The 23,643-nt window shown below is 66.0% G+C and carries 23 protein-coding genes and 1 tRNA gene; 14 read left to right on the forward strand and 10 right to left on the reverse strand.

The genetic code is table 11. The features are described from left to right. Nucleotides 1-230 precede the first annotated feature (230 nt). Both KQ304_RS13715 and KQ304_RS06225 read left to right on the forward strand, forming a co-directional pair. On the forward strand, nt 231-521 hold the full coding sequence (locus KQ304_RS13715) for a PAS domain-containing protein (RefSeq protein ID WP_399228650.1): 291 nt from the start codon (nt 231-233) through the stop codon (nt 519-521). Nucleotides 522-1,107: 586 nt separating this feature from the next. Then, entirely contained in the window at nt 1,108-2,208 is a 1,101-nt protein-coding gene (locus KQ304_RS06225) for a glycosyltransferase family 2 protein (protein ID WP_259736247.1), read from the forward strand. Nucleotides 2,209-2,569: 361 nt separating this feature from the next. On the opposite strand, the gene KQ304_RS06230 is transcribed toward KQ304_RS06225, so the two are convergent. Beyond that, on the reverse strand, nt 2,570-3,796 hold the full coding sequence (locus tag KQ304_RS06230; protein WP_259736248.1) for an IS256 family transposase: 1,227 nt from the start codon (nt 3,794-3,796) through the stop codon (nt 2,570-2,572). Between the two features lie 61 nt (nt 3,797-3,857). After that, on the reverse strand, nt 3,858-4,127 hold the full coding sequence (locus KQ304_RS06235; RefSeq protein WP_259736249.1) for a hypothetical protein: 270 nt from the start codon (nt 4,125-4,127) through the stop codon (nt 3,858-3,860). Nucleotides 4,128-4,179: 52 nt separating this feature from the next. On the opposite strand from KQ304_RS06235, the gene pdxH reads away from it, so the two are divergent. Beyond that, nucleotides 4,180-4,857: a pyridoxamine 5'-phosphate oxidase gene (gene pdxH, locus KQ304_RS06240; protein WP_259736250.1), complete on the forward strand. Its 678-nt coding sequence runs from the start codon at nt 4,180-4,182 to the stop codon at nt 4,855-4,857. A 26-nt stretch (nt 4,858-4,883) separates the two neighbouring features. Continuing rightward, entirely contained in the window at nt 4,884-5,372 is a 489-nt protein-coding gene (locus KQ304_RS06245) for a rhodanese-like domain-containing protein (protein ID WP_259736251.1), read from the forward strand. Nucleotides 5,373-5,375: 3 nt separating this feature from the next. Here the strand turns inward: KQ304_RS06245 and KQ304_RS06250 are convergent, their stop codons facing one another. Further along, the gene (locus KQ304_RS06250; RefSeq protein ID WP_259736252.1) at nt 5,376-5,882 is read right to left on the reverse strand and encodes a DUF3122 domain-containing protein; all 507 of its coding nucleotides are present in this window, start codon (nt 5,880-5,882) and stop codon (nt 5,376-5,378) included. A gap of 195 nt (nt 5,883-6,077) precedes the next feature. On the opposite strand from KQ304_RS06250, the gene KQ304_RS06255 reads away from it, so the two are divergent. The 5 genes from KQ304_RS06255 (at nt 6,078) to KQ304_RS06275 (ending at nt 10,438) form a co-directional block, all read left to right on the forward strand. Continuing rightward, nucleotides 6,078-7,370 carry an FAD/NAD(P)-binding oxidoreductase gene (locus KQ304_RS06255; protein ID WP_259736253.1) on the forward strand — a complete coding sequence of 431 codons (1,293 nt, stop codon included), beginning with the start codon at nt 6,078-6,080 and terminating at the stop codon, nt 7,368-7,370. An 82-nt stretch (nt 7,371-7,452) separates the two neighbouring features. Beyond that, a complete protein-coding gene (locus tag KQ304_RS06260; RefSeq protein WP_259736254.1) occupies nt 7,453-8,580 on the forward strand; it encodes a rhodanese-like domain-containing protein in 1,128 nt (375 codons plus the stop codon). Between the two features lie 3 nt (nt 8,581-8,583). Beyond that, the gene (locus KQ304_RS06265; protein ID WP_259736255.1) at nt 8,584-9,147 is read left to right on the forward strand and encodes a rhodanese-like domain-containing protein; all 564 of its coding nucleotides are present in this window, start codon (nt 8,584-8,586) and stop codon (nt 9,145-9,147) included. Next, a complete protein-coding gene (locus tag KQ304_RS06270) occupies nt 9,144-9,995 on the forward strand; it encodes a sulfite exporter TauE/SafE family protein (RefSeq protein WP_259736256.1) in 852 nt (283 codons plus the stop codon). Before KQ304_RS06265 ends, KQ304_RS06270 begins: the two co-directional genes overlap by 4 nt. Next, a complete protein-coding gene (locus tag KQ304_RS06275) occupies nt 9,992-10,438 on the forward strand; it encodes a hypothetical protein (RefSeq protein WP_259736257.1) in 447 nt (148 codons plus the stop codon). The genes KQ304_RS06270 and KQ304_RS06275 overlap by 4 nt, the downstream gene beginning before the upstream one ends. 3 nt (nt 10,439-10,441) lie before the next feature. Here the strand turns inward: KQ304_RS06275 and KQ304_RS06280 are convergent, their stop codons facing one another. The 4 genes from KQ304_RS06280 to KQ304_RS06295 all read right to left on the reverse strand — a co-directional run bounded on the left by KQ304_RS06280 (nt 10,442) and on the right by KQ304_RS06295 (nt 13,906). Beyond that, complete coding sequence (locus KQ304_RS06280) at nt 10,442-11,005, reverse strand: isoprenylcysteine carboxylmethyltransferase family protein (protein WP_259736258.1); 564 nt, start codon at nt 11,003-11,005, stop codon at nt 10,442-10,444. A gap of 72 nt (nt 11,006-11,077) precedes the next feature. Then, nucleotides 11,078-11,422: a metalloregulator ArsR/SmtB family transcription factor gene (locus KQ304_RS06285; RefSeq protein WP_259736259.1), complete on the reverse strand. Its 345-nt coding sequence runs from the start codon at nt 11,420-11,422 to the stop codon at nt 11,078-11,080. Between the two features lie 69 nt (nt 11,423-11,491). Then, nucleotides 11,492-13,627, reverse strand: a complete 2,136-nt coding sequence (locus KQ304_RS06290; RefSeq protein ID WP_259736260.1) for a PhoX family phosphatase — start codon at nt 13,625-13,627, stop codon at nt 11,492-11,494. A gap of 24 nt (nt 13,628-13,651) precedes the next feature. Beyond that, nucleotides 13,652-13,906 carry a Nif11-like leader peptide family natural product precursor gene (locus tag KQ304_RS06295; protein ID WP_259736261.1) on the reverse strand — a complete coding sequence of 85 codons (255 nt, stop codon included), beginning with the start codon at nt 13,904-13,906 and terminating at the stop codon, nt 13,652-13,654. Between the two features lie 324 nt (nt 13,907-14,230). Between KQ304_RS06295 and KQ304_RS06300 the strand changes: the two genes are divergently transcribed. Continuing rightward, entirely contained in the window at nt 14,231-14,752 is a 522-nt protein-coding gene (locus KQ304_RS06300) for a hypothetical protein (RefSeq protein WP_259736262.1), read from the forward strand. A 55-nt stretch (nt 14,753-14,807) separates the two neighbouring features. After that, complete coding sequence (locus KQ304_RS06305; RefSeq protein ID WP_259736263.1) at nt 14,808-16,538, forward strand: potassium/proton antiporter; 1,731 nt, start codon at nt 14,808-14,810, stop codon at nt 16,536-16,538. 15 nt (nt 16,539-16,553) lie between these two features. Here the strand turns inward: KQ304_RS06305 and KQ304_RS06310 are convergent, their stop codons facing one another. Both KQ304_RS06310 and KQ304_RS06315 read right to left on the reverse strand, forming a co-directional pair. Beyond that, on the reverse strand, nt 16,554-17,615 hold the full coding sequence (locus KQ304_RS06310; RefSeq protein WP_259736264.1) for a YbaY family lipoprotein: 1,062 nt from the start codon (nt 17,613-17,615) through the stop codon (nt 16,554-16,556). A 162-nt stretch (nt 17,616-17,777) separates the two neighbouring features. Further along, nucleotides 17,778-17,862, reverse strand: a tRNA-Ser gene (locus tag KQ304_RS06315). Nucleotides 17,863-18,263: 401 nt separating this feature from the next. Between KQ304_RS06315 and KQ304_RS06320 the strand changes: the two genes are divergently transcribed. The 3 genes from KQ304_RS06320 to KQ304_RS06330 all read left to right on the forward strand — a co-directional run bounded on the left by KQ304_RS06320 (nt 18,264) and on the right by KQ304_RS06330 (nt 21,553). Next, on the forward strand, nt 18,264-18,518 hold the full coding sequence (locus KQ304_RS06320) for a CsbD family protein (protein ID WP_259736265.1): 255 nt from the start codon (nt 18,264-18,266) through the stop codon (nt 18,516-18,518). Nucleotides 18,519-18,640: 122 nt separating this feature from the next. Beyond that, nucleotides 18,641-19,042 (forward strand): DUF302 domain-containing protein, encoded by a 402-nt coding sequence (locus tag KQ304_RS06325; protein WP_259736266.1) that lies wholly within the window; start codon nt 18,641-18,643, stop codon nt 19,040-19,042. A gap of 81 nt (nt 19,043-19,123) precedes the next feature. Further along, the gene (locus KQ304_RS06330) at nt 19,124-21,553 is read left to right on the forward strand and encodes a plasma-membrane proton-efflux P-type ATPase (RefSeq protein WP_259736267.1); all 2,430 of its coding nucleotides are present in this window, start codon (nt 19,124-19,126) and stop codon (nt 21,551-21,553) included. Here the strand turns inward: KQ304_RS06330 and KQ304_RS06335 are convergent. Then, entirely contained in the window at nt 21,550-23,622 is a 2,073-nt protein-coding gene (locus KQ304_RS06335; protein ID WP_259736268.1) for a ComEC/Rec2 family competence protein, read from the reverse strand. The two genes, KQ304_RS06330 and KQ304_RS06335, sit on opposite strands and share 4 nt — an antisense overlap. Nucleotides 23,623-23,643: the final 21 nt, after the last annotated feature.

Below are 23,643 nucleotides of genomic sequence, written 5' to 3' on the forward strand. Positions count from 1 at the left end.
CTCACGATGCAGTCGGGTCTGGGGATCCACGGGGGATTGGATTGGTTTCGCAGCCCCAAGCTCCCATGGCTCCCCGCCCACCCAATGAGCTGAGACCCATGCTGTTGCAAGGGCTCTCAGAGATGTGTCGGTCAGTCAGCGCTTTGCGTCGTGCTGCCGAAGCATCGTTGCGGGAGTTCACCAGCCTTGCCGAAGGACTGGAACAGGCTGCTTGGAAGCGGGATCACACCATGGAGCAGATCCTCTACATAAGCCCTCAGGTCGAAAACTTGACAGGCTGGTCCCCAGCTGAGCACTTGCAGAATCCTGATCTCTTAGATGGCGCCATCCTTGCTGCGGATCGCGACGTTGTGACTGCGGCGCGCCATGCAGGCGTAGCCGGCTGGTCTGTGACCTACCGGCTAATAAGGCGTGATGGGCAGGAGCGGACTCTCAGGGAGATTGGCAGAATCGTTGAGGAGAACGACGACCACTACTTCGTGGGTACTCTTAGAGATGTAACGGAGGCCCCCCTGCATTAGAAAATATCCTGTTGCTCTGGTTAACGAATCCCTATCAAAGATGCCAGTTGGCACAGTACTCTTCCCAGTATTAGGGTTAACTGGCTAAGGCTTCTGCTCCAGCCGCTCAGCATGCTTGAACTTAAAGCTGATCAGTCTGTTATCAAATAGTTCAGGGTAAGATTGCTTGGTTTTCCCTACACTATATTCTGCTTTCCTGTGATCTTGAGATTGACCAGTGTTCGCTTTCTTTTTGAGAATAATTGAGAGTTTTTTGAGGTTCAGGGGTATACGCAGGCGCGCAGTGGGCCGCTGTATTCTATCCTGGAAATTCTTGCGTCCGGTGAAACGATCACCATAGTCTCAAGAGTTGCCTTCTCTCGCCGTCTCGACCAGCGCGTAGGAGTCGATCCCCTTACAGCGGAAGCGGCGACATCCAGGGGTGGTGCCATTAACGCCTACTCCCTCAGCAACTCTGAGATGTCTGTATGGTTTTAATCGGAAAAAATGGGATTGAGCTTTCCAGGGCAATATGCTGCAAATCTGAGCTAATAAGTGTTATTTTTACCCAGCCTTCCTATCCTAAAACTTCGCCTCAGGTCATCGAGTGTTAATTGGATGGCTGGAGGTCTCGCTGCTGGTGCGCTGGTTTCTGGGCTGGATTTTGGCCCTAAGTCTGCCTTCCCTTCCCGCCTGCATGCCGCTACGGCAGCGGACGGTGTCAGTGCTGATCCCTGCCCGTAATGAGGCCGCCACCCTGCCCAATCTGTTGGCAGCCCTCACCCGCCAGCTTCTCAGGCCGGATGAAGTGATCGTGGTCGACGATGACTCAAGCGACGGCACCGCCGCCATCGCCCGGGAGGTAGCCGGCACGCTTGCGATCAAGGTCATCCAGCCACCTCCCCTTCCCGAAGGTTGGTGCGGCAAGACCTGGGCTCTCCACCACGGTGTGCAGGCCAGCATGGGTGACGTGTTGGTCTTTCTTGACGCCGACACAGAGCCTGCTCCGCAGTTTCTGCAGCGGCTTCTCGCTCAACACGAGCAGCGAGGGGGGCTGGTTTCTGTACAGCCTTATCACCGAACCGAGAAGCCCTACGAGCAGCTCTCACTGCTCTTCAGCCTGTTGGGGCTGCTGGCGGTAAGGCTTGGGCCCGGCTGTGGGGTTGCCTTTGGGCCGGCGATGGTGAGCAGTCGGGCCGACTATCTGCGGGCTGGCGGCCATGAGGCAGTGGCTGACAAAGTGTTAGAGGATTGGTTCATGGCCCATCGCTACGAACAGGTCGGCCTGCCCGTGAGCGCTTGGCTTGGCACCAATTCGATCGCTTATCGCATGTATCCCGGCGGGTTGGCCGACTTGGTGGCAGGCTTCGATAAGAACTTTGCGACTGCCGCCGGAGAAGTGCGCTGGCCCTGGATGCTGGCGGTGCTGTTGTGGCTGTCAGGTCTTTTCTGGGCTGCCTGGTGCCTGCCTGCCGCCTTGCTGGGCTGGCCCCTGGTGGGGACTCACGCGATCGGCCCGAATGCATTGATTTATGGCGCCTTTGCCTTGCAGTTGCTGTTGCTCAGCCGCAGGGTAGGGCGCTTCCATTGGATCAACTTGATCTTTCCGATCCCGGTGCTTTTCTTTCTAGGGGTGTTCATCCTCGCGATCTTTAAGCTCGAGCACGGCCATGTTTACTGGAAGGGGCGGCGCTTCAAAACCCGCTAAGTGTGCGGGGTTGACGCGACCAGCCCTGTTGGGAGTAATGCTATGGCTCGTTACCAACTACATTCCGCTGGGCCGCGTCCCTTTGCGTGGTGTAAAACCCGAGGCCCGAATACCCTGATCAGAGGGTGAACAGGGTGGAATGACGGACTGTCATTCCGGAGGCACAGATGCACCTCGCTTATCCACCATGAATTGGGGCGATTGACTTGTCAAGTCTTTCGCCCAATCGCGGATGTGTTGTGATCTGGAGTAGCTGGCACCAGCCACAGGTTGTTGCCCCGGCCCCCAGGCGGCGATCAAGGCCGCTGCGCCCTGTGGAGCGCTGCAGCCTCGATCCCCTGGGGCCTGCGTTCTGCCTCTCTCAGGCGCTGAGGGTCTGCAGGCTGGGGATGTCGCCCAGTTCGGGGATGGTCGCCATGCTCTCGGCGGAGAACATGCGACGGCCCTCCAGCTGCCAGTGCTCGTGCTGCTCCAGCAGCACCGCCCCCACCAGGCGTGTGATCGAGGCGTCGTTGGAGAAGATTCCAACGACGCGAGTGCGGCGTTTGATCTCCTCGTTCACCCGCTCCAGCAGATTGGTGCTCCAGATCTTGCGCCAGTGGTCCTTGGGGAAGTGGCGGAAGGCCAGCACGTCCTCCTTGGCCTCGTGCATGAGTGCAGTGGCCTTGGAGAAGCGCTCGGCCAGCGAGGCCGCCAGATCATCCCAGCGCGACTCGATCTCCTCAGCGGTTTCTTGGGCGAACACGCTGCGCAGGGCAGCGGTGACCATGCCCTGGTGGGCTTTGGGAACGCACTGCAGCAGGTTGCGCGCAAAGTGGACCCGGCAGCGCTGCCACACGCTGCCCTGCAATTGCCTGCGGATCGCCTTGGTGAGGCCGCTGTGAGCGTCGGAGATAACCAGCTTGACGCCACTCAGGCCCCGCTCTTTGAGGTGGGCGATGAACTCCGCCCAGAAGGGCTCGCTCTCACTGTCGCCCACCTTGAGGCCCAGCAACTCCCGGCGGCCGTCCTCGTTCACCCCCATGGCGACGACGACAGCGCGGGAGCATACCTGCTGAGCCTTGCCCAGCCGGCCTTTGAGGTAGGTGGCATCCAGGTAGACGTAGGCGTAGCTGTTGCTCTCCAGAGACCGGCCCAGGAATGCCTGCACCTGCTGGTCGATCTCCTGACAGATACGGCTCACCTGGGACTTGGAGATGCCGCTCTGGGAGCCCAGCGCCGCCACCAGGGCATCCACCTTGCGGGTGGAGACGCCACCGATGTAGGCCTCCATGATCACCGCATACAGGGCCTGATCGACGCGGCGGCGGGGCTCAAGGATCGAGGGCAGGAAGCTGCCGGCCCGCAGTTTTGGGATCTGCAGCGCGAGATCCCCCACCTGGGTGGTCAGGGTGCGGGGCCGGTAACCGTTGCGGTGGCCGAGACGCTCTTCCGTGCGCTCGTGCCAGTCCGCACCGAGGAAGGCGGCAAGCTCCAGCTCGATCAGCTGCTGCAGGCCGCGTGTGGCCAGTTCAGGGATCAGTTCACCTGCACTGCTGCCATCAAGTAGCGGCGCCAGGGAAGACGCGTCAAACTGTTGCTTGGGCATGGTTCGTCTGGTTGAGGTGGTTCTCAAACCAGGGAAACGGGCCTGCCCACCCCTTGCAACGTCAGCCGTGGAGCCGATCGCCTGAGATGCGCGGCCCACCCCGGCTACGCCGGGGTGGGGATGCCGGGGGAATTACACCACTGCTGGGGACGCAGGCTCGCTGGCGGCCCCTTCCTCGCACCACGATTCCCTTGGCCACCAGCTCGGCCTTCACCCCCTCGTAGAGGGCCTCATCCCAGCCCAGCGCGTCACGCAGCGCGGGGTTCTTGGCGGGGCTGCCGGCCGATTCCAGGGCTTCAAGAAAGTCGTCCAGTTGCTCCTGATCGGGCATGGAGGAGCAAGATCGTCGACGCTTGGGCGAGTCTGCCTCAACTGTTCTGCCGATGCCGCTCCCGTCCCCGGCCGATCCCGCCCAGCTGCGCCGTAACTACCGCCAGGCGGCCCTGCGGCGCTCTGATCTGGCAGCCGATCCGCTGGAGCAGTTCCGCCACTGGTTCGATCAGGCCGTGGCGGCAGAGCTGAGCGAGCCCAACGCCATGGTGCTGGGCACCAGCAATGGCCGCCGTCCCAGCGCCCGCACCGTGCTGCTCAAGGCCTTCGATGCCCGGGGTTTCGTCTTCTTCACCCACTACCAGAGCCGCAAGGCCAGCGAGATCGCCACCCACCCCCAGGTGAGCCTGCTCTTTCCCTGGTATGGGCTGGAGCGCCAGGTGATGGTCCTGGGGCGGGCGGAGCGGATCAGCGCCGCCGAATCGCTGGCCTACTTCCTCTCGCGCCCCATCGGCAGCCGCCTGGGGGCCTGGGTGTCGCAGCAGAGTGCCGTGATCGGCTCGCGCTCGATCCTCGAAGCGCAGTGGCAGGCGATGCAGCGCCGCTTCGCCGGCGGTGAGGTGCCGCTGCCACCGGCCTGGGGCGGCTTCCGGGTGGTGCCGGCGGAATTCGAGTTCTGGCAGGGCCGCGAGAATCGCCTGCACGATCGCTTCCGTTACCGGCCCGGCGGTGAAGCTGCCGGGGGTAGTGCCGAGGCCCCAGGCTGGAGCATCGAGCGGCTGGCGCCCTGACCCTGACCCCACAACATAGCAGAACGATGAACAAGCTTGCCAAGGATCGCTTCGGTGCTCATCAGCTCTGGGCTTCGATCGCCTCAACCCTCGCTGGCCTCACGCTGGCGGCCTGCATCCTGCTGGGCCTCGGCTTCCTGCCGGTGGCAGGGGCCGCCGCTGCAGCCTCAGTGCAGACGGCCGTGGCTGACTACCTCGTGTCCATGCCGGGGGACTACTACGCGATCGGCTCTGTAGCCGCCCTGAAGGACCTGATCGCCAGCCAGAATCCCCTTCTGATTGATGTGCGCAGCCCGAAGGAGTATCAGCAGGGCCACATCCCGGCCGCCATCAACCTCCCCCTCAACACACTTGAGCAACACCTCAAGACCCTTTCAACCGAGCAGGACATCGTTGTCTATTGCTCGACCGGCTACAGGTCAGCCATGGCCGTGATGGCCCTGCGGCTGCAGGGATTCGAGCATGTCAAGGGCTTCCCGCCAGGCTTTGCCGGCTGGACAGCGGCGCAGCGCTGAAGCTCAGGCCTGGTCGCTGCGGGGCTGAGCCATGCCCAGGGCATGCAGCTCCATCACCTGCTCGGGCCTGAGATCGAAGTCCAGAACCCCCTTGCTGCTGGCGATGGACAGGTGCAGGGGCAGGGCCTCGCTGGGCCTTGGCAGCAGGGCATCGAGATCAAACTGGGCCGATGCGCCCGGAACAGGTTTGCCATCCCTGGGCACCAGCTCCTCACTGCGATTGGGCAACGACCACTCCTGACCCATCGAATCGCTCAGCAGCAGATCAGCCCCGTGATCGAGGCTCAAGTCGGCCTCCAGGGCGTTCAGGCGGATGCGCTGACCGGAGGGGTACTCCGGGAAGGGCTGCTCGAAAACCTGGGCGTTGAGGCGATGGCCGGCCCGATCACCGAGCGACCAGGGGTCTGCCGCCAAGGCCGGTGCGGCGGCCAGCAGGAACGCCAGCAGCAGCGGCAGCGCCCCAAGCAGGGATCGCCTCAGAAGCGCCGGAGGAGACTGATGGGATGACATGGCTAAATTGGCATTATGTCTTTTCAATACTAACGTGTCCATACGGCCATGGGGCGGGACGCGCCCGCTCTGACCGGATCCGCTGAGGTTGCTCGGCCTATTGGCCTATGGGTTTTCACGCATCAACAAATGTCGTGTTCGCTACCGAGCAGCGGCCAACAGACCCAGAGTGGGCTCTGAGACTGCGGGGGAGAGATGGGCGCAGACGCCTCCAGCGCAAGACATCACCAGGTGCTGATCGTGGGCGGAGGCTCCGCGGGGCTCACCGTGGCCGCCCAGCTGCTGCGGGCTCGCCCGGGCCTGGATGTGGCGATCCTCGAGCCCTCCAGCGTGCATGAGTACCAATCCGGCTGGATTCCGGCCGGCGCCGGGCTGCTGCCGATCGAGCAGACCCACCGCCCCGAGGCCAGCGTGATCCCGGCAGGCGCCCGCTGGATCCAGGACAGCGCCGCCCGCTTCGATCCAGCGGCCCAGCGGCTGATCACCGCCGCCGGTGACCAGCTCAGCTACGACGCGCTGGTGGTGGCCATGGGGCTCCAGCTCAACTGGAGCCGGATCAAGGGCCTGCCGGAGGCGCTCGGCAGCCACGGCATCGTCAGCAACTATTCCCATGCCCACATCGCCGCCACCTGGGCAGCGATCCGCGGCTTTCAAGGGGGGACCGCCCTGTTCACCCATCCCGCCACGCCGATCAAATGTGGCGGCGCGCCTCAGAAGGTGATGTACCTCGCCGACGACATCTTCCAGGCCACCAGCGGCGTGGGCGTGAACACCCGGGTGATCTTCTGCACCGCCATGGCTCAGCTCTATCCGGTCAAGGCCTACAACGCCACGGTCAAGCGCGTCGCGTCGCGCCGGGGGATCGAAACTCGGCTGCTCCACAACCTGATCGAGGTGCGCCCCGAGGAGCAGGTGGCGGTGTTTGAGGTCAGCGCCGAAGGTCAGCCGCCTCACACCGAGGAGATCCCCTTCGACCTGCTGCACGTGGTGCCGCCGATGGCAGCACCGGACGTGGTGGCCCGCAGCCCCCTGGCGATTGAGGGTCAGGGCGGCTGGGTGGAGGTGAACAAGCTCACCTGCCAGCACAAGCGTTTCGCTGATGTGTTCGCCCTCGGGGATGTGAGTTCTCTGCCCACCTCCAAAAGCCTGGCCGCCGTGCGTGGCCAGGCGCCGGTGCTAGTGGCCAACCTGCTGGCGAAGTTGGATGGACAACCGCTGCTGTCCCGCTACGACGGCTACACGGCCTGCCCGCTGATCACCGGCTTCGGCAGCGTGGTGATGGCGGAGTTCGACTACGACCTCAAGCCGGTCAGCTCATTCCTGGTGGATCCCACCAAGGAGCGCTGGAGCATGTGGCTGGTGGAAACCCGTGTGTTCCCCTGGATCTACTGGCACCGGGTGCTCAAGGGGCGGTTGCACGAAGCGCCCGCACTGAAACCGTTCGCGCCGCTGGTGCGCTGGCTGGGGCTGGCGCTCAGGCAGGAGTGATCAGGCCCGCGCCCGGCCTGATCACCCGTTGCCGATCCTCCCTATGCGGCTATGCTCATAGCAGTTATCGATCGAGGCCCCCATGGTCGTCGCTCCTGCCAGTTCCTTCTGCCTCGCCGCCGCCGCCGGCGGAGCGCCGCTGCTCTTCCGCCAGCTCTTCGATGCCGACACCGGCACCTTCACCTACCTGATCGCCGAGGTGAGCAGCGGCCAGGCCCTGCTGATCGATTCGGTCTATGAGCAGCACGAGCGTGATCTCGCCCTGATCCAGGAACTGGGCCTCCAGCTGGTGGCCTGCCTCGACACCCACGCCCACGCCGACCACGTCACCGGCAGCTGGCTGATGCATGCCGCCAGCGGCAGTGCCATCGCCCTGGCCGCCAGCGTCGGCGCCGAGAACGTGACCCTGCCCCTGCGGCACGGCGATCGGGTGGACTTCGGCGGCCGGGCGCTGGAGGTGCGCGCCACCCCCGGCCACACCGATGGCTGCCTCACCTTTGTGCTCGACGACCACAGCCTCGCCTTCAGCGGTGATGCCCTGCTGGTGCGGGGCTGCGGCCGCTGCGACTTCCAGCAGGGCAATGCCCGGACCCTCTACCACTCGATCACCGAGCAGATCCTGTCGCTGCCCGAGGGCTGCCTGCTCTATCCCGGCCACGACTACACCGGCCGCAGCGTCACCTCCGTGACCGAAGAGAAGGCCTACAACGCCCGCCTCGGCGGCCGCGCCATCGAACGCGATTTCGTGATCTACATGCAGACCATGAAGCTGCCCCACCCCCACCGGATCGCCGAGGCCCTGCCGGCCAACATGCGCAGCGGCAAGCCCCGGGAGGGCGATGGCCATGGGGGGGCGGCCTGGGCACCCACCCGCCGCAGCTACGCCGGTCTGCCGGAGCTGGCCCCGGCCTGGGTGGCCGCCCACCGCGAGGAGATCAACCTGGTGGATGTGCGCTCGCCCCAGGAGTTTCAGGGACCCGATGGCCACATCCCCGGCAGCCTGCTGATTCCGCTGCCCGAGCTGGAGCAGCGGGCCGGCGAGATCCCATCAGACAGGCCCACCGTGGTGCTCTGCCATTCGGGCAGCCGCTCAGCCCTGGCCACCCAGCAACTGCTGCGGGCGGGTCACCGGCAGGTGGCCAACCTCCACGGCGGGCTGCTGAGCTGGCAGGCCGCCGGATATCCCCTGGTCAGCGTCACCCCCCTCTGAGCCATGACATCCACCACCAACACCGGCCCCAGCAACACCAGCCTCACCAGTGCCGGCCTCAGCCTCAGCCCTGAGCAACTCGCCGCCGAAATCGAGAGCGGCCGCATCAGCGTCATCGATGTGCGGGAGCCGATGGAATACGTGGGCGGCCACATTGCCGGCAGCCACAACATTCCCCTCTCCCGCCTGGGCAGCAGCAGCCTCCCCGAGGGGCCCCTGGTGCTGGTCTGCCAGAGCGGCAACCGCAGCGAGCGGGGCCTGGCCACCCTGCTGCGTGGAGGCCACCCCCATCCCCTCGCCGACCTCGAAGGCGGCATGGGCGCCTGGCAGCAGGCGGGCCTGCCGATGAAGCGCCGCCAGGGCGCCCCCCTGCCGCTGATGCGTCAGGTGCAGATCGCCGCCGGCAGCCTGGTGCTGCTCGGGGTCTTCCTCAGCCAAACCGTGGCCCCGGGCTGGATCTGGCTGGCCGGCTTCGTGGGGGCCGGCCTCACCTTTGCCGGTGTCAGTGGCTTCTGCGGCATGGCCCGCCTCCTGGCGGTGATGCCCTGGAACCGGGTGCGGGCGTGATCATCGGCCTCAGCCTCGGCACGGCGGTGCTGCTGCTGGTCGGCGGTCTCCTGATCGGCGCTCTGCTGGCGGTGCTGGGGGCCGGTGGCTCGATCCTGCTGTTGCCCCTGCTGGTGAGCGGAGCGGGTCTGCCCACCCGCGAGGCCGTGCCGCTCTCTCTGCTGGTGGTGACCCTGCTGGCCCTGGGCAATGTGGGGCCCTACGTCCGCCGGGGCCAGGTGGCCCTGCGACCGGCGCTGATCCTGGGGGTGCCGGCCCTGGCGGGCGCCTGGGTGGGCGGCAGCCTGGTGAAGGCCGATCTGATCCCTGAGGCGATGCAGCTGGGGGTGTTCACCGTGGCGGCCCTGGTGGCCTCCTGGCTGCTGACGCGGCCGCCGCAGCCGGCCCAGAGCCACCAGGCTCAGCCCAGCCCAAAGCCGGCTGGATCGCCCCAGGCCCTCGCAGCCCAGGGGGTGCTGGTGGGCCTGCTCACCGGCATTGCCGGCGTGGGCGGCGGCTTTGCGATCGTGCCCGCCCTGGTGCTGCTGGCCGGCCTGCCGATGCACCTGGCCAGCGGCACCAGCCTGCTGCTGATCAGCACCAACAGCCTGGTGGCCCTGCTGGCGCTGGGCCACTGGCCCGCCGCCAGCCTCGAGTTGATGCTGCCCCTGGTGGCCGGCGGCGCGGCCGGTGCCGTGCTGGGTCAGCGGCTGGCCCCCCACCTGAGCGAACGCCACCTGCGGCGCGGCTTCGCCGGCCTGCTGATCGGCTCGGCGCTGCTCACCGGCTTCGAGGGTCTGCGGCGCCAGCACCCAACCCCCATCAACCAGCACTCACCCCGTCCCCTGAGCAGCGAGCAGCAGCAATGAGCCAACGCAGCTTCCAGTTCCGGCTGCACAGCAGCCACGCCGATCCCGACCGCGCCACCGGGGCCCTGGTGGTGGAGTTCCTGGCTGAATCAGGCCAGTGGCAGCCCCAGCATCCCAGCCTCAGCACGCCGGGGTTCCGGCTCTACCTGCTGTCGTTGCTGCTCTGTCAGCACACCTATCTGGTGGCCAATGCTCTGGAGCGCTCCATTCCTCTCCAGCGGGTGGAGGGATCCTTCACCGTGCTCACCAGCACTGAGTGGATCATCGAGCAGCTCGAGGGCACCTTCGTGATGCACCTGGATCCGGCCGCAGCGGTGGCCGAGCGCTCGCGGGCCGACGCGGACGCCATCGCGTTCATCAGCGAGCGGATGAAGCTCTGTCCGGTGTCACGCAACCTGCCGGCCACGGTGATCAAAACGATCGGTCTGCGCCTGGGCGCCTGAGCCTCAGAGCGGCTCTGGATCGCTGGGGCCGCGGCGCCAGTCGAGCCAGATCAGGTGGGGCACGATCGCCGACGTCACCCTGCGGTAGGCGGGGTAATCGGAGTGGGCGGCGCAGAGGCGCACCTCCTCGCGGCGGGCCTTGCCGCCCAGCACCAGCGCCAGGGCCAGCAGCAGGGCCAGGTGCAGCAGGCTGCCCCGCGCCAGGGCCACCCCCAGGGAGCAGATCAGCAGCGATTGATAGAGAGGGTGACGGCAGCGGCCGTAGGCCCCGGCCGTCACCAGGGGCGCACCGGGCATGGGCTCAGGCAGGGGGCTGAGGCTGCCGCCCAGGTTGAGCGCGCCCTGGCCGGCCAGCAGCAGACCGGCGGCGAAGAGGCTCAGGCCCAGCACCCGACACAGGGGCGGCCAGCTGAGACCAAAAGCGGCGGGACTGGGGAAGGCCGGCAGCAGATGGGCGCTGATCAGGACCATCTGGGCCATCAGCCACCATTCGCCATGGCGGTTGTCGAGCAGACCAGCCCAGCTGAAACCCCAGGCCTGAAGGCGTTGCGGCAACGACCTGTCCATGGGCTGCGGTGCGATGGATGGGCCCAGTCTGGCCACGGCAGAGCACGGCGACCGCCGACCACGATCAGCGGCTCAGGCGGCCTGCAGCTGCAGAAGCTGGGCTTCGAGCCGCTGCCTCAGGCGCCCCTGCACCAGGGTGCAGAGCTCCTCCACCAGCTCGTCATCGGCGGTGTAGATCAGGCGGGAGCCTTCGCGCTGGCAGTGCACCAGACCGGCCCGCTGCAGCTGCCCCAGCTGGCGGCTGATGTGCGACTGGCTGAACCCGGTGGCCTGAATCAGGCTGGTGACATCAAGGGGCTCCGAGCGCAGCAGGCAGAGCAGCTGCAACCGGGCCGGTTCGCTCAGCAGCCGGAAGAAGCGACTGATTTCCTCCATCAGCTCAGGGCTAGGCCTGGCCCCATCTGCGGAAGCGCCCATGTCAGACCTTGAACAATCCTGTAATTATGCCGCCTCACGCATGACCCTGGGGCGGCCCTGGCGGCGGGCTCAGAGCAGTGGGGCGCCCGAGCTGCGGCGGATCGCCACCACGGCCGGGCGGGGGCTGCGGCCGGGCACGCCCGAGGGCCAGTTCGAGCCCAGCGGCACCCAGCGCCGCTGCTCGAAGGCCTGGCCCCTGCGGTCACGCAGGGGGATGGTCTGCCATTCACCGGCCTGATCAGAACGGGTGCCGTTGCTCTCGCCGGGATGCTGCACCGCCAGGAACAGGCTGGTTTCGGCGGCATCGAAGCAGGGGCCGGTGAGCTCACACTCCATCGGCCCAGTGGCGAAGCAGTAGGCCCCACCCGCCCCGGGCCCCTGGCTGGGCAGCACCCAGCAGGAGTTGTTGCCGAACAGGTTGAGATCAGAGCTGCCGCCGCCCCGGTCGGTCACCATCCAGACGTTGCCGGAGCGATCGACGGCGAGGTTGTCGGGACCGGAGAAACCCAGGCCTCCCTGCCAGGGGGCGCCGCCGCTGGCCAGCATCCGCCAGCGAAAACCGCCGGCCCTGGCTGGGCCTTGGTCGCTCAGGCGCATGATCCAGCCGTGGGGCCAGCGGCTTTCGCCGTTGGGGCCATGAAAGATCGCCGGATCGGACCGCCCGCCGCCATCGGAGCCAGCGGCGGTGAAGGCCACCAGCAGATCCCCACTGCTGGGATCGATCACCGTGTCCTCCGGCCTGGCGGCGGCAGTGGCACCCACGGCATTGGCGGCCAGGTGGGCGTCGATCAGGATCGCGCCGAGTCGCTCCTCGCCCGCGCCGGGATAGAGGTCAGCGAGGGTGCTGTAGCGCTGGCGGTAGGCCTCCACCGCCTCGTCGCTGGCGAGGGCCTCAGCGCCGGCCTGACTGCGGTCGCTGTGGGGCACCAGGGTGGGTTGCTGCAGGCCAAAAGCCGCGTAGTGGCTGGGCCGTTGCGGGTTCAGCCGAGTGCTGGGATCGAGCGGGATCCAGCGGCCGCTGCCATCGGGCTCGAAGCGGGCCACCTCCAGGCGACCGGCCTCCAGCAGCACTGAATTGGCCGGATCGGTCGGATCCGTGATCCGCCCCTCACTGACGAAGCGGTAGAGGTGTCCGCCATGGCGATCGCAGCCGGAGTACACCAGCAGCGGCTCGCCGGCCCGGGCCGCCACCGCCACGGCCTCATGGCGATAGCGACCCAGCCAGCTGTGCTTGATCGCCGGTCGCTGGGGCTGACGCGGATCGATCTCCACCATCCAGCCGTACTTGTTGCCCGCCAGGGCAAAGGCATTGCCGAGACCATCGAGCCTGCGGCCATCGCAGCGCAGGGGCAGCGCGGCCGGCGCCGGCGAGGAGCCATCGGCATAAACCGCCTCCACCACCTGGCTCTGGACGTTTTCCTCAGCCGAGAGCACCGTTCCCCAGGGGGTCTCGCCGCCGGCGCAGTTGGCGAAGGTGCCGATCACCCGGTCCCCGAGGCCATCGTTGCTGCCGAGACGCACTGGATTGCGGAACACGGCGGCCGCCGGACCGCTCACCCGCAGGCGCCTGGCGGGATCGTCGAGGCCTTCGAGGCCGCTGAGGCGTCGATCGAAGCGCCCCCGAAGCCGACGCCACTGCCCCGAGGGCTCCTGGCGCAGCTCGATCACACCGATGCCCTGATCACGCAGGGCGGCGCCGGCCACGGCGCGGGCCAGGGCCCGCAGGGGATCAGCGGCCTCGAGGGCCGTGACATCCACCACACCGGAGCGGGGCCTGATGGCTTCGATCAGCTCATCCCAGGGCAGCGTTTCGCCGGTGGCCTCGCTGTAACCCTCGCTCCAGGGCCTGGGGCTGATGTACTCGAAGTTGACCGTGAGCAGGGCCCTGCCCTCACCCAGATCCGTGAAAGAAAGGTGATCGTTGTTGTAGCCGAAGCGGCCATCGGCCAGCGGCTCTCCCCAGACCGCCAGCAGATCAAACCGGTACCCCGGAGGCAGCACCAAGCGATCGAGCACGGACACTCGCCGTTGCGCGCGCTGTTGTTCAGCGGCACTCAGGCCATCCCCGGGCAGCGGCAGGGGCACCGGCACAGGGATGAAGGGTGCACTGGCTGATCGCAGCGGCAGGGCCTTCAGGGGCAGCCCCGAAGCAAGCGCCACCGACCCCCCAAGACCGAAGAGGGCAAAGAGATCGCGGCGGTGCATTGTTCAGAGCAGCCCCGCCGGAGATTAGCCGCGCCAGGCGGGCAGGCCGTGGCGACCGCGGTTGCGCCAGAGGGCTTCAGCGCTCACCTGCAGACCATGGCGGCGCGCCAGGCTGGCGGCGGCCTGGGTGGAGCCGGTGCGCTTCAGCGCCTGGGCGAAGGAAGGATCACGGCTGGCCAGGTCCTGCAGGGCATGGAGCGCATCCATCGCCCCCTGAACCGTTCCTGATGCGACCGTCATGGTGACGGCCCCGGCGGCAATCATGGAGGTGGCATTCATGGTGGTGACCTGAATCTGAAACTGCCTAAAGCCTAACCAGAAAGGAATGCAATCTGCGCAGTATTTATACCTAAAATCAGGAGAAAGTGCGGCGCCTCGGGCAGCATCGACCCAAGGCCACAGACCTGAATCAAGCCATCGCCCTCTCGGCTTGATTCAGGCAAATCTGACGAGCCAGATTTTCCACTTAAACATTAATCGAAACCATTGTGATCATCTCCTGAAAGCCTCATTTCTTGACCTCTCACCACGCCGAAACCACGGCCTGCTGGCCGCTGCCCCAGGGATGCAGCAAACTGGATCTCACTGGATCAGACCGCCGCGATGACCCGCGAACGCGACCCCTTCCGCATTCCCCGCGCCGGCTGGGAAGCCGCTCCCTTGGCGGGGCTGGCCTCGATCGACCTCAACCAGAACGGTGGGGCCTTCACGGGCCGTGAGTTCTTCTCCGAATCCACCGTGGGTGGGGTGGTCTGTTTTGCGGCCTACCAGGCGCTGCTCACGGCCCTGCGCACCGAAGCCCTGCGCAAGCGCGGCGAACTGGACCGGGCCACCCAGGTGCGGCTGGTGCTCAGCACCAGCCTGGAATCCGCCAAGACCGGCGTGGCTGTGGGCGCCGTGCTCTCCGTAGTGCTGCTGGTGTTCCCCTGGCTGACGCTGCCCCTGTCCGTGCTGGGGGTGGTGGGCAGCGCCAAGGCCTCCCTCGATCTCTTCCATGCCTTCTGGGATGGCCTCGACGACGAGCAGAAACTGGCGGTCACCGTGGCCGCCCACGAAGCCGGCGTGAACCTGAGCGCCTTCTTCCGCAACGACGGCGAGGGACTGGGCCGCTCGGCGCTGGGCTGAGCCGCTCAGGGCTGGGCCATCCTCGTAGGGGCTCTGTTCTGCCGGGAGACCGATCGTGTCGATCAACGCCGCTGTGCTGCTGGCCGGCGTGCTCCTGTTGCTGGGCATCGCCTCAAGCAAGTTCTCGGCCCGGCTCGGGGTGCCGGTGCTGGTGTTGTTTCTCAGCGTGGGGATGCTGGCGGGATCGGAGGGCCTGGGCCGCATCTCCTTTGGCAGCTATGGCCTGGCCAGCAGCATCGGCAGCGTGGCCCTGGCCCTGATCCTCTTCGACGGCGGCCTGCGCACATCGATGGAGGCGGTGCGCCTGGTCTGGCGTCCAGCCCTGGCGCTCTCCACGATCGGCGTGCTGCTCACCTCACTGCTCACGGGACTGGCGGCGGCCTGGGTGCTGCAGATGCCCCTGCTGCAGGGCTTGCTGCTGGGCAGCATCGTTGGCTCAACCGATGCTGCGGCCGTGTTTTCGGTGCTGCGCACCAGCGGCCTCAAGTTGCCGGAGCGGCTCACGGCCACCCTCGAGGTGGAGAGCGGCTCGAACGATCCCATGGCGATCTTCCTCACGCTCAGCTTGATCGGTGTGATCACGGGCACCACCGAGTCAGCCCAGGAGATGGCGCTGCTGCTGCTGATGCAGATCGGTATCGGCGGCCTGGTGGGGGTCGGTGTGGGCCGGCTGGCCCCCTGGGCTGTGAACCGGATCAACCTCGACTACCCCGGCCTCTATCCGCTGCTGGTTCTCGCCTTTGGCCTGGTGGCCTTTGGCCTGGTGGCCTTTGGTCTGGCGGCGGTGCTGGGGGGCAGTGGCTTTCTGGCGGTGTACATCGCCGGCATCGTGCTGGGCAGCAGTTCGATCGTGTTTCGTCGTGGGATCTTCTCCTTCCACGACGCCACCGCCTGGCTGGGCCAGATCGTGCTGTTCGTGATGCTCGGGCTGCTGAGTTTTCCCAGCCGGCTGCTGGCGGTGGCGGGCCAGGGGTTGTTGATCGCCCTGGTGCTGATCGTGGTGGCGCGACCGATGGCGGTGGCCCTGACGACACTGCCCTTTCACTTTCGCCGGCGCGAACTCACCTTTCTCTCCTGGGTGGGCCTCAAGGGCGCCGTACCGATCACCCTGGCCATCTTCCCACTGCTGGCCGGAGTTCCACAGAGCCAGCTGATCTTCGATGCCGTGTTTTTTGTGGTGCTGATTTCAGCGATCAGCCAGGGCTGGTCACTGCCGCTGGTGGCCCGCTGGCTGCACATCGGCCGCCCGGCGGATCCCACTCCGGCGCTGTCGATGGAAATCAACGCCCTGCGTCAGATCGACGGCGAAGTCGTCGACTACACCCTCAAGGCCAAGGCCCAGGTGGCGGGCCGGCAGCTGCGCGACCTGGCCCTGCCTGACGGCGTGCTGGTCACGTTGATCCTGCGCGGCAAGCACGTGGTGATGCCGAAAGGGAGCACAGCGCTGGAACCTGGCGACCATGTGTTTGTGGCAATGCGAACCAGTCTTCAGCCCTTGATCGATCGGCTGTTCGATCCCGACCCAGAGCCGCCCTCGCTGCCGGCGAATCTGCTGCTGGCGTTTAACGCGACCATCAGCGTGGAGCAGCTGCACCAGTTTTTCGGCTTACCCCTGCCAGGGGAAAGCGGCCCGTCCACCACCAGGCAGAGCCTCGGCTCCCTCCTGGCCGATGCCGCCCCCTCCCGAGAGGTTCACGTGGGCGCCTTTGACATCCAGGCCGGAGACGATGACGACCATGTGAACGTGCGCTGTCACACCGAGTGGGCAGCCCTGAAACCCGGCTGATGCGGGGGTTGGGGATCAGCCCTGAGGCGATTGTGGCGGCGGCAGCTCGCAGCTCTTCTTCGGCCAGGCCGCCACGAACCGCTCCACCACCAGGCTGGCCTGGGCAGGCTGACCGGGCTCCAGCGACGGCCGGGTGGTGATCAGGCCCTCCACGCCCACCAGCATCGGTTCACCGGGTTGGCGCCGGGTTCTGAGGTACTGGGCTTCCAAGGCCTTGTAGTCAGCCTCCATCGCCACCGGCAGCCGCTGACCGGTGAGGCAGAGGCTGATGGAGGCTGAGTCGGCCAGATAGGTGAACAGGCCATTGAGGAAGAGGCGGGGCTCAATCGGCTCGGGCTGACTCAGGCGCGTGATCCGGTCGTTGTGGTTCGAGCGGATCGGCTCACCCTTGAGATCCAGTTTGCGCAGCGCTCTGCCCCCATCCACCACCTGCAGGAACACCGGCGCCTCGCGTCCACCGCGCAGCACCAGGCGGCCACTGCCGCGCTCCAGCCTCCAGAGGCCGATGTCGTCGAAGCGGTTGGGTTCCGCCTGGTTCAGATCGGTGAGCCGCAGCTGGTAGCGGGAGCCGGAGAGCAGATCGAGCTGCCAGCGGATCGGTCCGCCCGCACCGGGCAGATCACCCCGATAGCTGGCGGGCAGTGAGAAGCCGGCGGGCAGCGAGCTGAGGCGAGGGGCCGGAACGGCCACGAGCTGGAGCTGCAGAGGACCGGTGCTGCCGGCACCGGTGAGCACCGGCACCATCTGATCCGTCGTGAACAGCAACCGGCCCTGATGGTGGATGGTGGCCCTCACGGTGTAGCGGCGTCCGGGCCGAATGGCGGCATCGTCATAGGTGAGAGCAAAGGGCAGGGGCACCTGTCCCGCAGGCGACACGACCGTGCGAGCCAGCACCTCAGCGGCGGCATCGGCACGCGACACGTCCTGCAGTTCCACCTTGAGGCTGGCGCCAGCCGGCAGGGCAATACGTTCGCGATAGCTCGCCGTGCCCTCGATCACTCCGGCCTGGGCCGAAGCCCATGGCCACCAGCCGAGCGGCACCAGAGCCAGCGCCATCACCACCTTGGACCATCCCATCGGGACCCCCTCAACGACCGGTCTCGACCCATGCTGACAGCCGTAGAAGCAGCGACGAATCAACCCGTCAGCAGGGCCGTGGATCTTCAGCTGTAGTCCGTAGCGATCCAGAGCTCCAGCAAGGCCGGGATCAGCCTGGGCTCTCCGGGGATGTGCCAGAAACGGAGAGGGTGGGATTCGAACCCACGGAAGGTTTCCCTTCAAACGATTTCGAGTCGTTCGCTTTCGACCACTCAGCCACCTCTCCAGGGTCAACCACCGGTGCCCGCGGACATCGAGGGTTCAGCCAACCGCCACTTTACGGAGCCGCCGGTCGGGGCCGAAGCCTGGAGACCCGAAGATCTCAGCGGCCAGACGATCAGCGTCGATATGGGCGGGACGAGTGACGGTTGCAGGTGGACGTGGAGATGACACCCGCGTCCCAACGGTCGGGCAAGCGAACAAAGGCCCGGCAGAAGCCAGCCACAGCATGACGGGAAATCTTCATGAATCGTTATTGCAAGGACATGCCCAGTGACGATAGGCCAATCCGCAGGGCGAAGACGTGAAAAACGCAAACGGACAATCACCCAGATTCCCTATCTGAACGCGTGACTAGCCTTGACTCAGAGAGGTGCCGGTACAGATGCCACGAACTTTCACCCAAACATGTCGATTGCCTCGCTGATGGCGCTGGCCGTCATGCGCTTCACCATGCTGATTCCATTGACTGGCCCAGCCATGGCCATCACACCTCTTCCTCACCCCATCGCATTCGCCACCATGTCAAGCAAAATGGACGCCGCCTCCAAAGACGCAGAAGGCAAGGCCAAGCAGGTTCAAGCTTCTGCCATGAACACAGCAGAGAGCTTGAAGAAAGGCGCACAATCGGTCGCCAAGGATATTCGTGATGCCGCCGGATAGGTGGCAGATGATCTCAGCTGAATCACATTCCTCCAACCCTCCTGCTGATCAGTACACTGAGTGCTATCTTGGTACGCATGATCAGCGGGCGTCGACTCTGATCATTCGATGAATCTGATCCCATGAGTCCATACTTCGTTGTTGACACAGAGAAATCGTTCGAGCAGGCAAGCAACGATCTTCAAGTCGCTGTAGCAGCCCATGGGTTCGGCGTTCTGACGGTGCTTGATCTTGGCGAGAGCCTGCGAAGCAAGGGCATCAACTTCTCCGATAACTGTCGAGTCTTTGAGGTCTGCAACCCGAAGCAAGCCGCCAAGGTGCTGATGACCGACATGAAGCTGACTATGGCCCTGCCCTGCCGGATCTCCGTCTATACCGAGGCTGGCCAGACCCGGATCGGCATGATCCGGCCCGAGGGCATGTTGCTCAACCTCTCCTCGGAACCAGACCTGGCGGAGGTGGCACGGGAGGTCGAATCCTCCGCCACAGCCATCATCCAGGCAGCAGCGTCCCACAGCACCTGAGGATGCTGTGGGACGCTGCTGCCGTAGCCCCAGGGAAGGACCATGAATCCAGCAGATCAACGCCCTGGGCTGAATGGGATATTGGACGATCTGAACATTCAGCAACTGCAGGACAAGCTGAAGTCTTCAGCGGAAGGGCTCAGCCAGAGTGAGGCTGTGCGGCGCTTGACAGAGTATGGCAGAAACGAGCTTGCCGACAAGAAGACGAATCAGATTCTGAAGTTTTTTACCTATTTCTGGGGTCCAATTCCCTGGATGATTGAAGCAGCCGTAATTCTTTCTGCGCTGGCCCAGCATTGGCCCGACTTCGCCATCATCCTGGTGCTGCTGCTTGCCAACGCCGTGGTTGGTTTCTGGGAAGAGCACCAGGCTGGCAATGCCATCGCTGCACTGAAAGCCAAGCTAGCCATGAAGGCACAGGTCAAACGCGATGGCCAGTGGACCACTGTGGAGTCACGCGAACTGGTGCCCGGCGACGTGATCCATGTCCGCCTCGGTGACATCGTGCCGGCGGATGCGCGGCTGCTGGATGGTGATCCGCTGCAAGTGGATCAGTCGGCCCTGACGGGTGAATCGTTGCCGGCCACGCGCCGATGCGGTGAAGCACTGTTCTCGGGATCGATCATTCGCCGGGGTGAGATCGATGCGATGGTCTATGCCACAGGCGCGAACACGTTCTTCGGCAAAACAGCGGAGTTGGTGCAGGTTGCTCACAGCGTCAGCCATTTCCAACAAGCCGTTCTGAAGATCGGAAATGTGCTGATCCTCCTGGCGCTTGCGTTAGTCACGGTGATCATTGCCGTGGCGCTGCTGCGCGGCGACCCCCTGCTCACCACTCTTCAGTTTGCCCTGGTGTTGACCGTTGCCGCGATTCCCGTGGCGATGCCCACGGTGCTCTCAGTGACCATGGCTGTGGGGGCACGCCAGTTGACGAGAAAAGGGGCCATCGTGACGCGGTTGGCGGCGATCGAGGAATTGGCTGGAGTGGATGTGCTCTGCTCGGACAAAACCGGCACACTGACCCAAAACACTCTGACACTTGGCGATCCCTTCAGCGTGGATTCATCGGGCGATGACAGTGGTCAGGGTCGGGTGATCTTTGCTGCAGCCCTGGCGTCGCGAGCTGACAACAAGGATCCGATCGACCGGGCTGTGCTTGACGGCCTGAGTGATGGCCAGAGCCTTGATGGCTACCAAGTGGTTCATTTCCAGCCCTTTGACCCGGTGCATAAGCGAACCGAAGCCACCGTCAGGGGACTGGACGGACTGGACTTCAAGGTCACTAAGGGTGCTCCGCAAGTGATTGTGGCGTTGTCGGCCAATGGTGCCCAGGTGAAGACCGCCGTCGAGAGCGCGATCAACGGGTTTGCTGCCCGGGGCTTTCGCTCCCTGGGAGTGGCCCGCATGGATGCAGAAGACCACTGGCAGTTTCTTGGTGTCTTGCCCCTGTTTGATCCTCCCCGCGAGGAAGCCAAAACGACCATCGCAACAGCTCGCGAGATGGGCGTGAAGGTCAAGATGGTGACAGGTGATCAATTACCGATCGCTCAGGAAACAGCCAAGAAACTGGGGATGGGCTCTTTGATCCTCGATGCCAGTGGCTTCGGGACCACGACGACCCAGCCGTCGGAGCTGTTGGCGGAGTCCATCGAGAAGGCGGATGGCTTTGCCCAGGTGTTTCCTGAGCACAAGTATCAGATTGTGGATGTCCTCCAGCGGCACGGCCACATCGTCGGCATGACCGGGGATGGGGTCAATGATGCTCCAGCGCTGAAAAAGGCAGACTGCGGCATCGCCGTTGCGGAGGCAACGGATGCGGCGCGTAGCGCGGCCTCCATCGTCTTGATGGAGCCGGGTCTATCCGTGATCATTCATGCGATCAAGACAAGTCGCAAAATCTTCCAACGAATGAACAGCTATGCGATCTATCGCATAGCTGAAACGCTGCGCGTCTTACTGTTCATGGCAGGGTCGATTCTGGCCTTCAACTTCTACCCGGTGACAGCGGCCATGATCGTGATGCTGGCGCTGCTCAATGATGGCGCCATCCTATCAATCGCTTATGACAATGTGCATTATAACAACGAACCAGAGCGCTGGAACATGCGTGTCGTAATGGGAGTTGCCGGCGTACTGGGCGTCATCGGAGTTATCTCAGCATTTGGCTTGTTTCTTCTCGGAGAACGCATCTTCCAGCTGGACCGCTCTCATATTCAGACATTGATGTATCTGAAGCTCTCCGTGGCAGGCCATCTGACCATCTTCCTGACACGGACCCGTGGGCCCTTCTGGTCGATACGGCCATCACGGGTTCTGCTGTTGGCGGTCTGCGGAACGCAACTGCTGGCGACCTTGATCGCGGTCTACGGGTGGTTCATGCCCCCGCTGGGATGGGGTTGGGCCCTATTTGTCTGGGGTTATGCCCTGGCCTGGTTCCTGATCAACGACCGACTGAAAGTCTTGACCTACTGGATCCTGCAGCCGAAGCGAGCCGATGGCGGGAATCCCTAGCCGGCAGCCCCCTGCAGCGAACCATTGGTACCGCTGGCGCTCCAGCCCGGGGGCAACCCGGGGGGTGGACCACCGCTGAGCCACACCCGCCGGGGCGCAGAAGCCTTGAGGATCTCCTGCTGCCGGCGGCTGGGGGAGAAGCCCAGCCAGATCCCCCCCACCGGTTCACGGTGGGTTGGGCCCTGGTGGCTCCAGGCCTCAAGCGACTGGGGGTCGGGCAGCAGCCACCAGCGGTGGCGGCCGATGCCGAGGGCCAGGGCCTGGCTGTCGCCGCTGAGGGGAGCAAGGCTGAGGCCGGGGCTTTCCAGGCGCTGGCCCGGCTGCAGGCTGCTCCGGCCATCGCTGCTGGAAACCAGCAAGGAAGTCTGGGCGCTCCAGCAGGCCGGATCATCCGGGGCGACCGGATCGAGCAGGGTGATCCAGTCGTAACGCTCCAGGCCCAGGCCGCTCGCGAGCCTGCGGGCATCGGAGCAGCTGAGGCCATCGCCCTTGCCACTGACCAGCCCACCGCGGCCCCCGTGGCGAGCCACCAGCAGATCGCCGCTCCAGCGGTGCACCAGCAGCAGCGCATCGCCGCTCAGCAGGGCCAGGTGCAGGGCCAGCACCAGCGCCAGCCCCGCCGCCCCCAGCCGCCGCGGCCAGGCCCCCGTGCCCGGCAACAACCAGGGCAGCAGCGAGAGACCGAAGAGCAGCACCAGCAGAGGGACGGGCCGCCCCAGCTGCCACTGGGCCATGGGCAGGGCCGCGATGGTGCGGGTGATCGCCAGCAGCAGACCGCTCAGGGGCAGCAGCGGCCAGGCCAGCAGGGGCACCAGCGGCGGCAGCAGCACCGTCGAGAGGGCCAGCGCCATGGCACCGAGGGTGAGCGGGCTGAGCAGCGGCGCCACCAGCAGATTGGCCGGCACCGCATAGAGGGGCACGATGCCGAAGTGGTGCAACTGCAGCGGCAGGGTCCAGAGCGAGGCGGCCACCGGCACCGCCAGCCCCGCCGCCGCCCAGCCCGGCAAACGCCCCGCCAGGGTCGACTCCAGGGGGCGGGCGGTGAGGATCAGCCCGGCGGTGGCCGCCACCGAGAGCTGGAAGCCCACGTCCTGGAGCCACCAGGGCTGCACCAGCAGCATCAGCAACACGCTCAGCAGCAGCACCCCCAGGGGCCGGCTGCGGCCACCGCTCTCCAGCACCGCGAAGGCCACGCCACCCATCAGCACCGCCCGCACCACCGAGGGCTGGGGGCCCGCCAGCAGCAGGAACAGCAGCATCGCCCCCAGGGCCAGGCCGCAGCGGGGCAGTCGCGGCAGCCGCCGCCCCAGGGCCATCACGGCACCGAGCAGCACCGAGAGGTGGAAGCCGGAGGCGGCCAGGGCATGGGAGAGCCCGGCGGCGCGGAAGCTGGCGCCCACATCCGCCGGCAGGGGCACCACGGCACTGCCGAGCACGAGGGCCGCCAGGATTCCTCCCCGGCGCTCGCCGCCCTGCTGGATCAGGCTGGCGGCCATGCGGCGGCGCAGGTCGGCGATGGGGGTGGCCGGGCGCGCCAGCACCGTCAGGTCGGTGCTGGCCGCCAGGCGCAGCTGGCTCCAGATGCCGCGGCGGGCCAGCCGCTCCGCCGCACCACTCAGCAGCGGATGGGGCCCTGTGGCCGGCCGCCGCAGGGTTCCGCGGGCCTCCACCAGCCAGCCCTGGCGCAGGGGCGGGCAGGGCTCCATCAACAGCTCCGTGGTGCCGCCCGCCGTGCGCAGGGGCACCGAGCAGCCCCCCGCATCGCCGCGCAGGCGGGGATCACGGCTGAGCTCACCGCGCAGCACCAGCTCCTGCCCGCCCGCGCCCTGCAGCTGCCGCACCGGATCCAGGGGGCCAGGCTGGGGCTGACGCCAGAGCGCCCAGAGCAGCAGCGACGGGGCGATCAGCAGCAGCGTCAGCGCCGGCAGCGGCCGTGCCCCCAGCCGCCGTGCCCGCCACCAGCCGGCGGCGCCCAGCAGCAGCAGCAGAGCCAGGCGGGGCGCGGCGGCCAGGGGCACGGTGCCCAGGGCCAGCCCCGCCAGGGCCAACGACACCACCAGAAAGGGCATGGAACCACCACCAACCCCGCC

This window comes from Synechococcus sp. CS-1329 (assembly GCF_025128055.1).
Classification (GTDB): domain Bacteria; phylum Cyanobacteriota; class Cyanobacteriia; order PCC-6307; family Cyanobiaceae; genus Regnicoccus_A.

Excerpts from the sequence above, each read along its gene's own strand:
- KQ304_RS06310 (WP_259736264.1), bottom strand. The coding sequence starts at position 17,615 with ATGGGATGGTCCAAGGTGGTGATGGCGCTGGCTCTGGTGCCGCTCGGC.
- KQ304_RS06280 (WP_259736258.1), bottom strand. The coding sequence starts at position 11,005 with ATGGACAGGTCGTTGCCGCAACGCCTTCAGGCCTGGGGTTTCAGCTGG.
- KQ304_RS06235 (WP_259736249.1), bottom strand. The coding sequence starts at position 4,127 with ATGCCCGATCAGGAGCAACTGGACGACTTTCTTGAAGCCCTGGAATCG.
- KQ304_RS13715 (WP_399228650.1), top strand. The coding sequence starts at position 231 with ATGGAGCAGATCCTCTACATAAGCCCTCAGGTCGAAAACTTGACAGGC.
- KQ304_RS06255 (WP_259736253.1), top strand. The coding sequence starts at position 6,078 with ATGGGCGCAGACGCCTCCAGCGCAAGACATCACCAGGTGCTGATCGTG.
- KQ304_RS06250 (WP_259736252.1), bottom strand. The coding sequence starts at position 5,882 with ATGTCATCCCATCAGTCTCCTCCGGCGCTTCTGAGGCGATCCCTGCTT.
- KQ304_RS06275 (WP_259736257.1), top strand. The coding sequence starts at position 9,992 with ATGAGCCAACGCAGCTTCCAGTTCCGGCTGCACAGCAGCCACGCCGAT.
- KQ304_RS06325 (WP_259736266.1), top strand. The coding sequence starts at position 18,641 with ATGAGTCCATACTTCGTTGTTGACACAGAGAAATCGTTCGAGCAGGCA.
- KQ304_RS06245 (WP_259736251.1), top strand. The coding sequence starts at position 4,884 with ATGAACAAGCTTGCCAAGGATCGCTTCGGTGCTCATCAGCTCTGGGCT.
- KQ304_RS06230 (WP_259736248.1), bottom strand. The coding sequence starts at position 3,796 with ATGCCCAAGCAACAGTTTGACGCGTCTTCCCTGGCGCCGCTACTTGAT.
- KQ304_RS06300 (WP_259736262.1), top strand. The coding sequence starts at position 14,231 with ATGACCCGCGAACGCGACCCCTTCCGCATTCCCCGCGCCGGCTGGGAA.
- KQ304_RS06260 (WP_259736254.1), top strand. The coding sequence starts at position 7,453 with ATGGTCGTCGCTCCTGCCAGTTCCTTCTGCCTCGCCGCCGCCGCCGGC.
- KQ304_RS06290 (WP_259736260.1), bottom strand. The coding sequence starts at position 13,627 with ATGCACCGCCGCGATCTCTTTGCCCTCTTCGGTCTTGGGGGGTCGGTG.
- KQ304_RS06295 (WP_259736261.1), bottom strand. The coding sequence starts at position 13,906 with ATGAATGCCACCTCCATGATTGCCGCCGGGGCCGTCACCATGACGGTC.
- KQ304_RS06285 (WP_259736259.1), bottom strand. The coding sequence starts at position 11,422 with ATGGGCGCTTCCGCAGATGGGGCCAGGCCTAGCCCTGAGCTGATGGAG.
- pdxH (WP_259736250.1), top strand. The coding sequence starts at position 4,180 with ATGCCGCTCCCGTCCCCGGCCGATCCCGCCCAGCTGCGCCGTAACTAC.
- KQ304_RS06335 (WP_259736268.1), bottom strand. The coding sequence starts at position 23,622 with ATGCCCTTTCTGGTGGTGTCGTTGGCCCTGGCGGGGCTGGCCCTGGGC.
- KQ304_RS06320 (WP_259736265.1), top strand. The coding sequence starts at position 18,264 with ATGTCGATTGCCTCGCTGATGGCGCTGGCCGTCATGCGCTTCACCATG.
- KQ304_RS06265 (WP_259736255.1), top strand. The coding sequence starts at position 8,584 with ATGACATCCACCACCAACACCGGCCCCAGCAACACCAGCCTCACCAGT.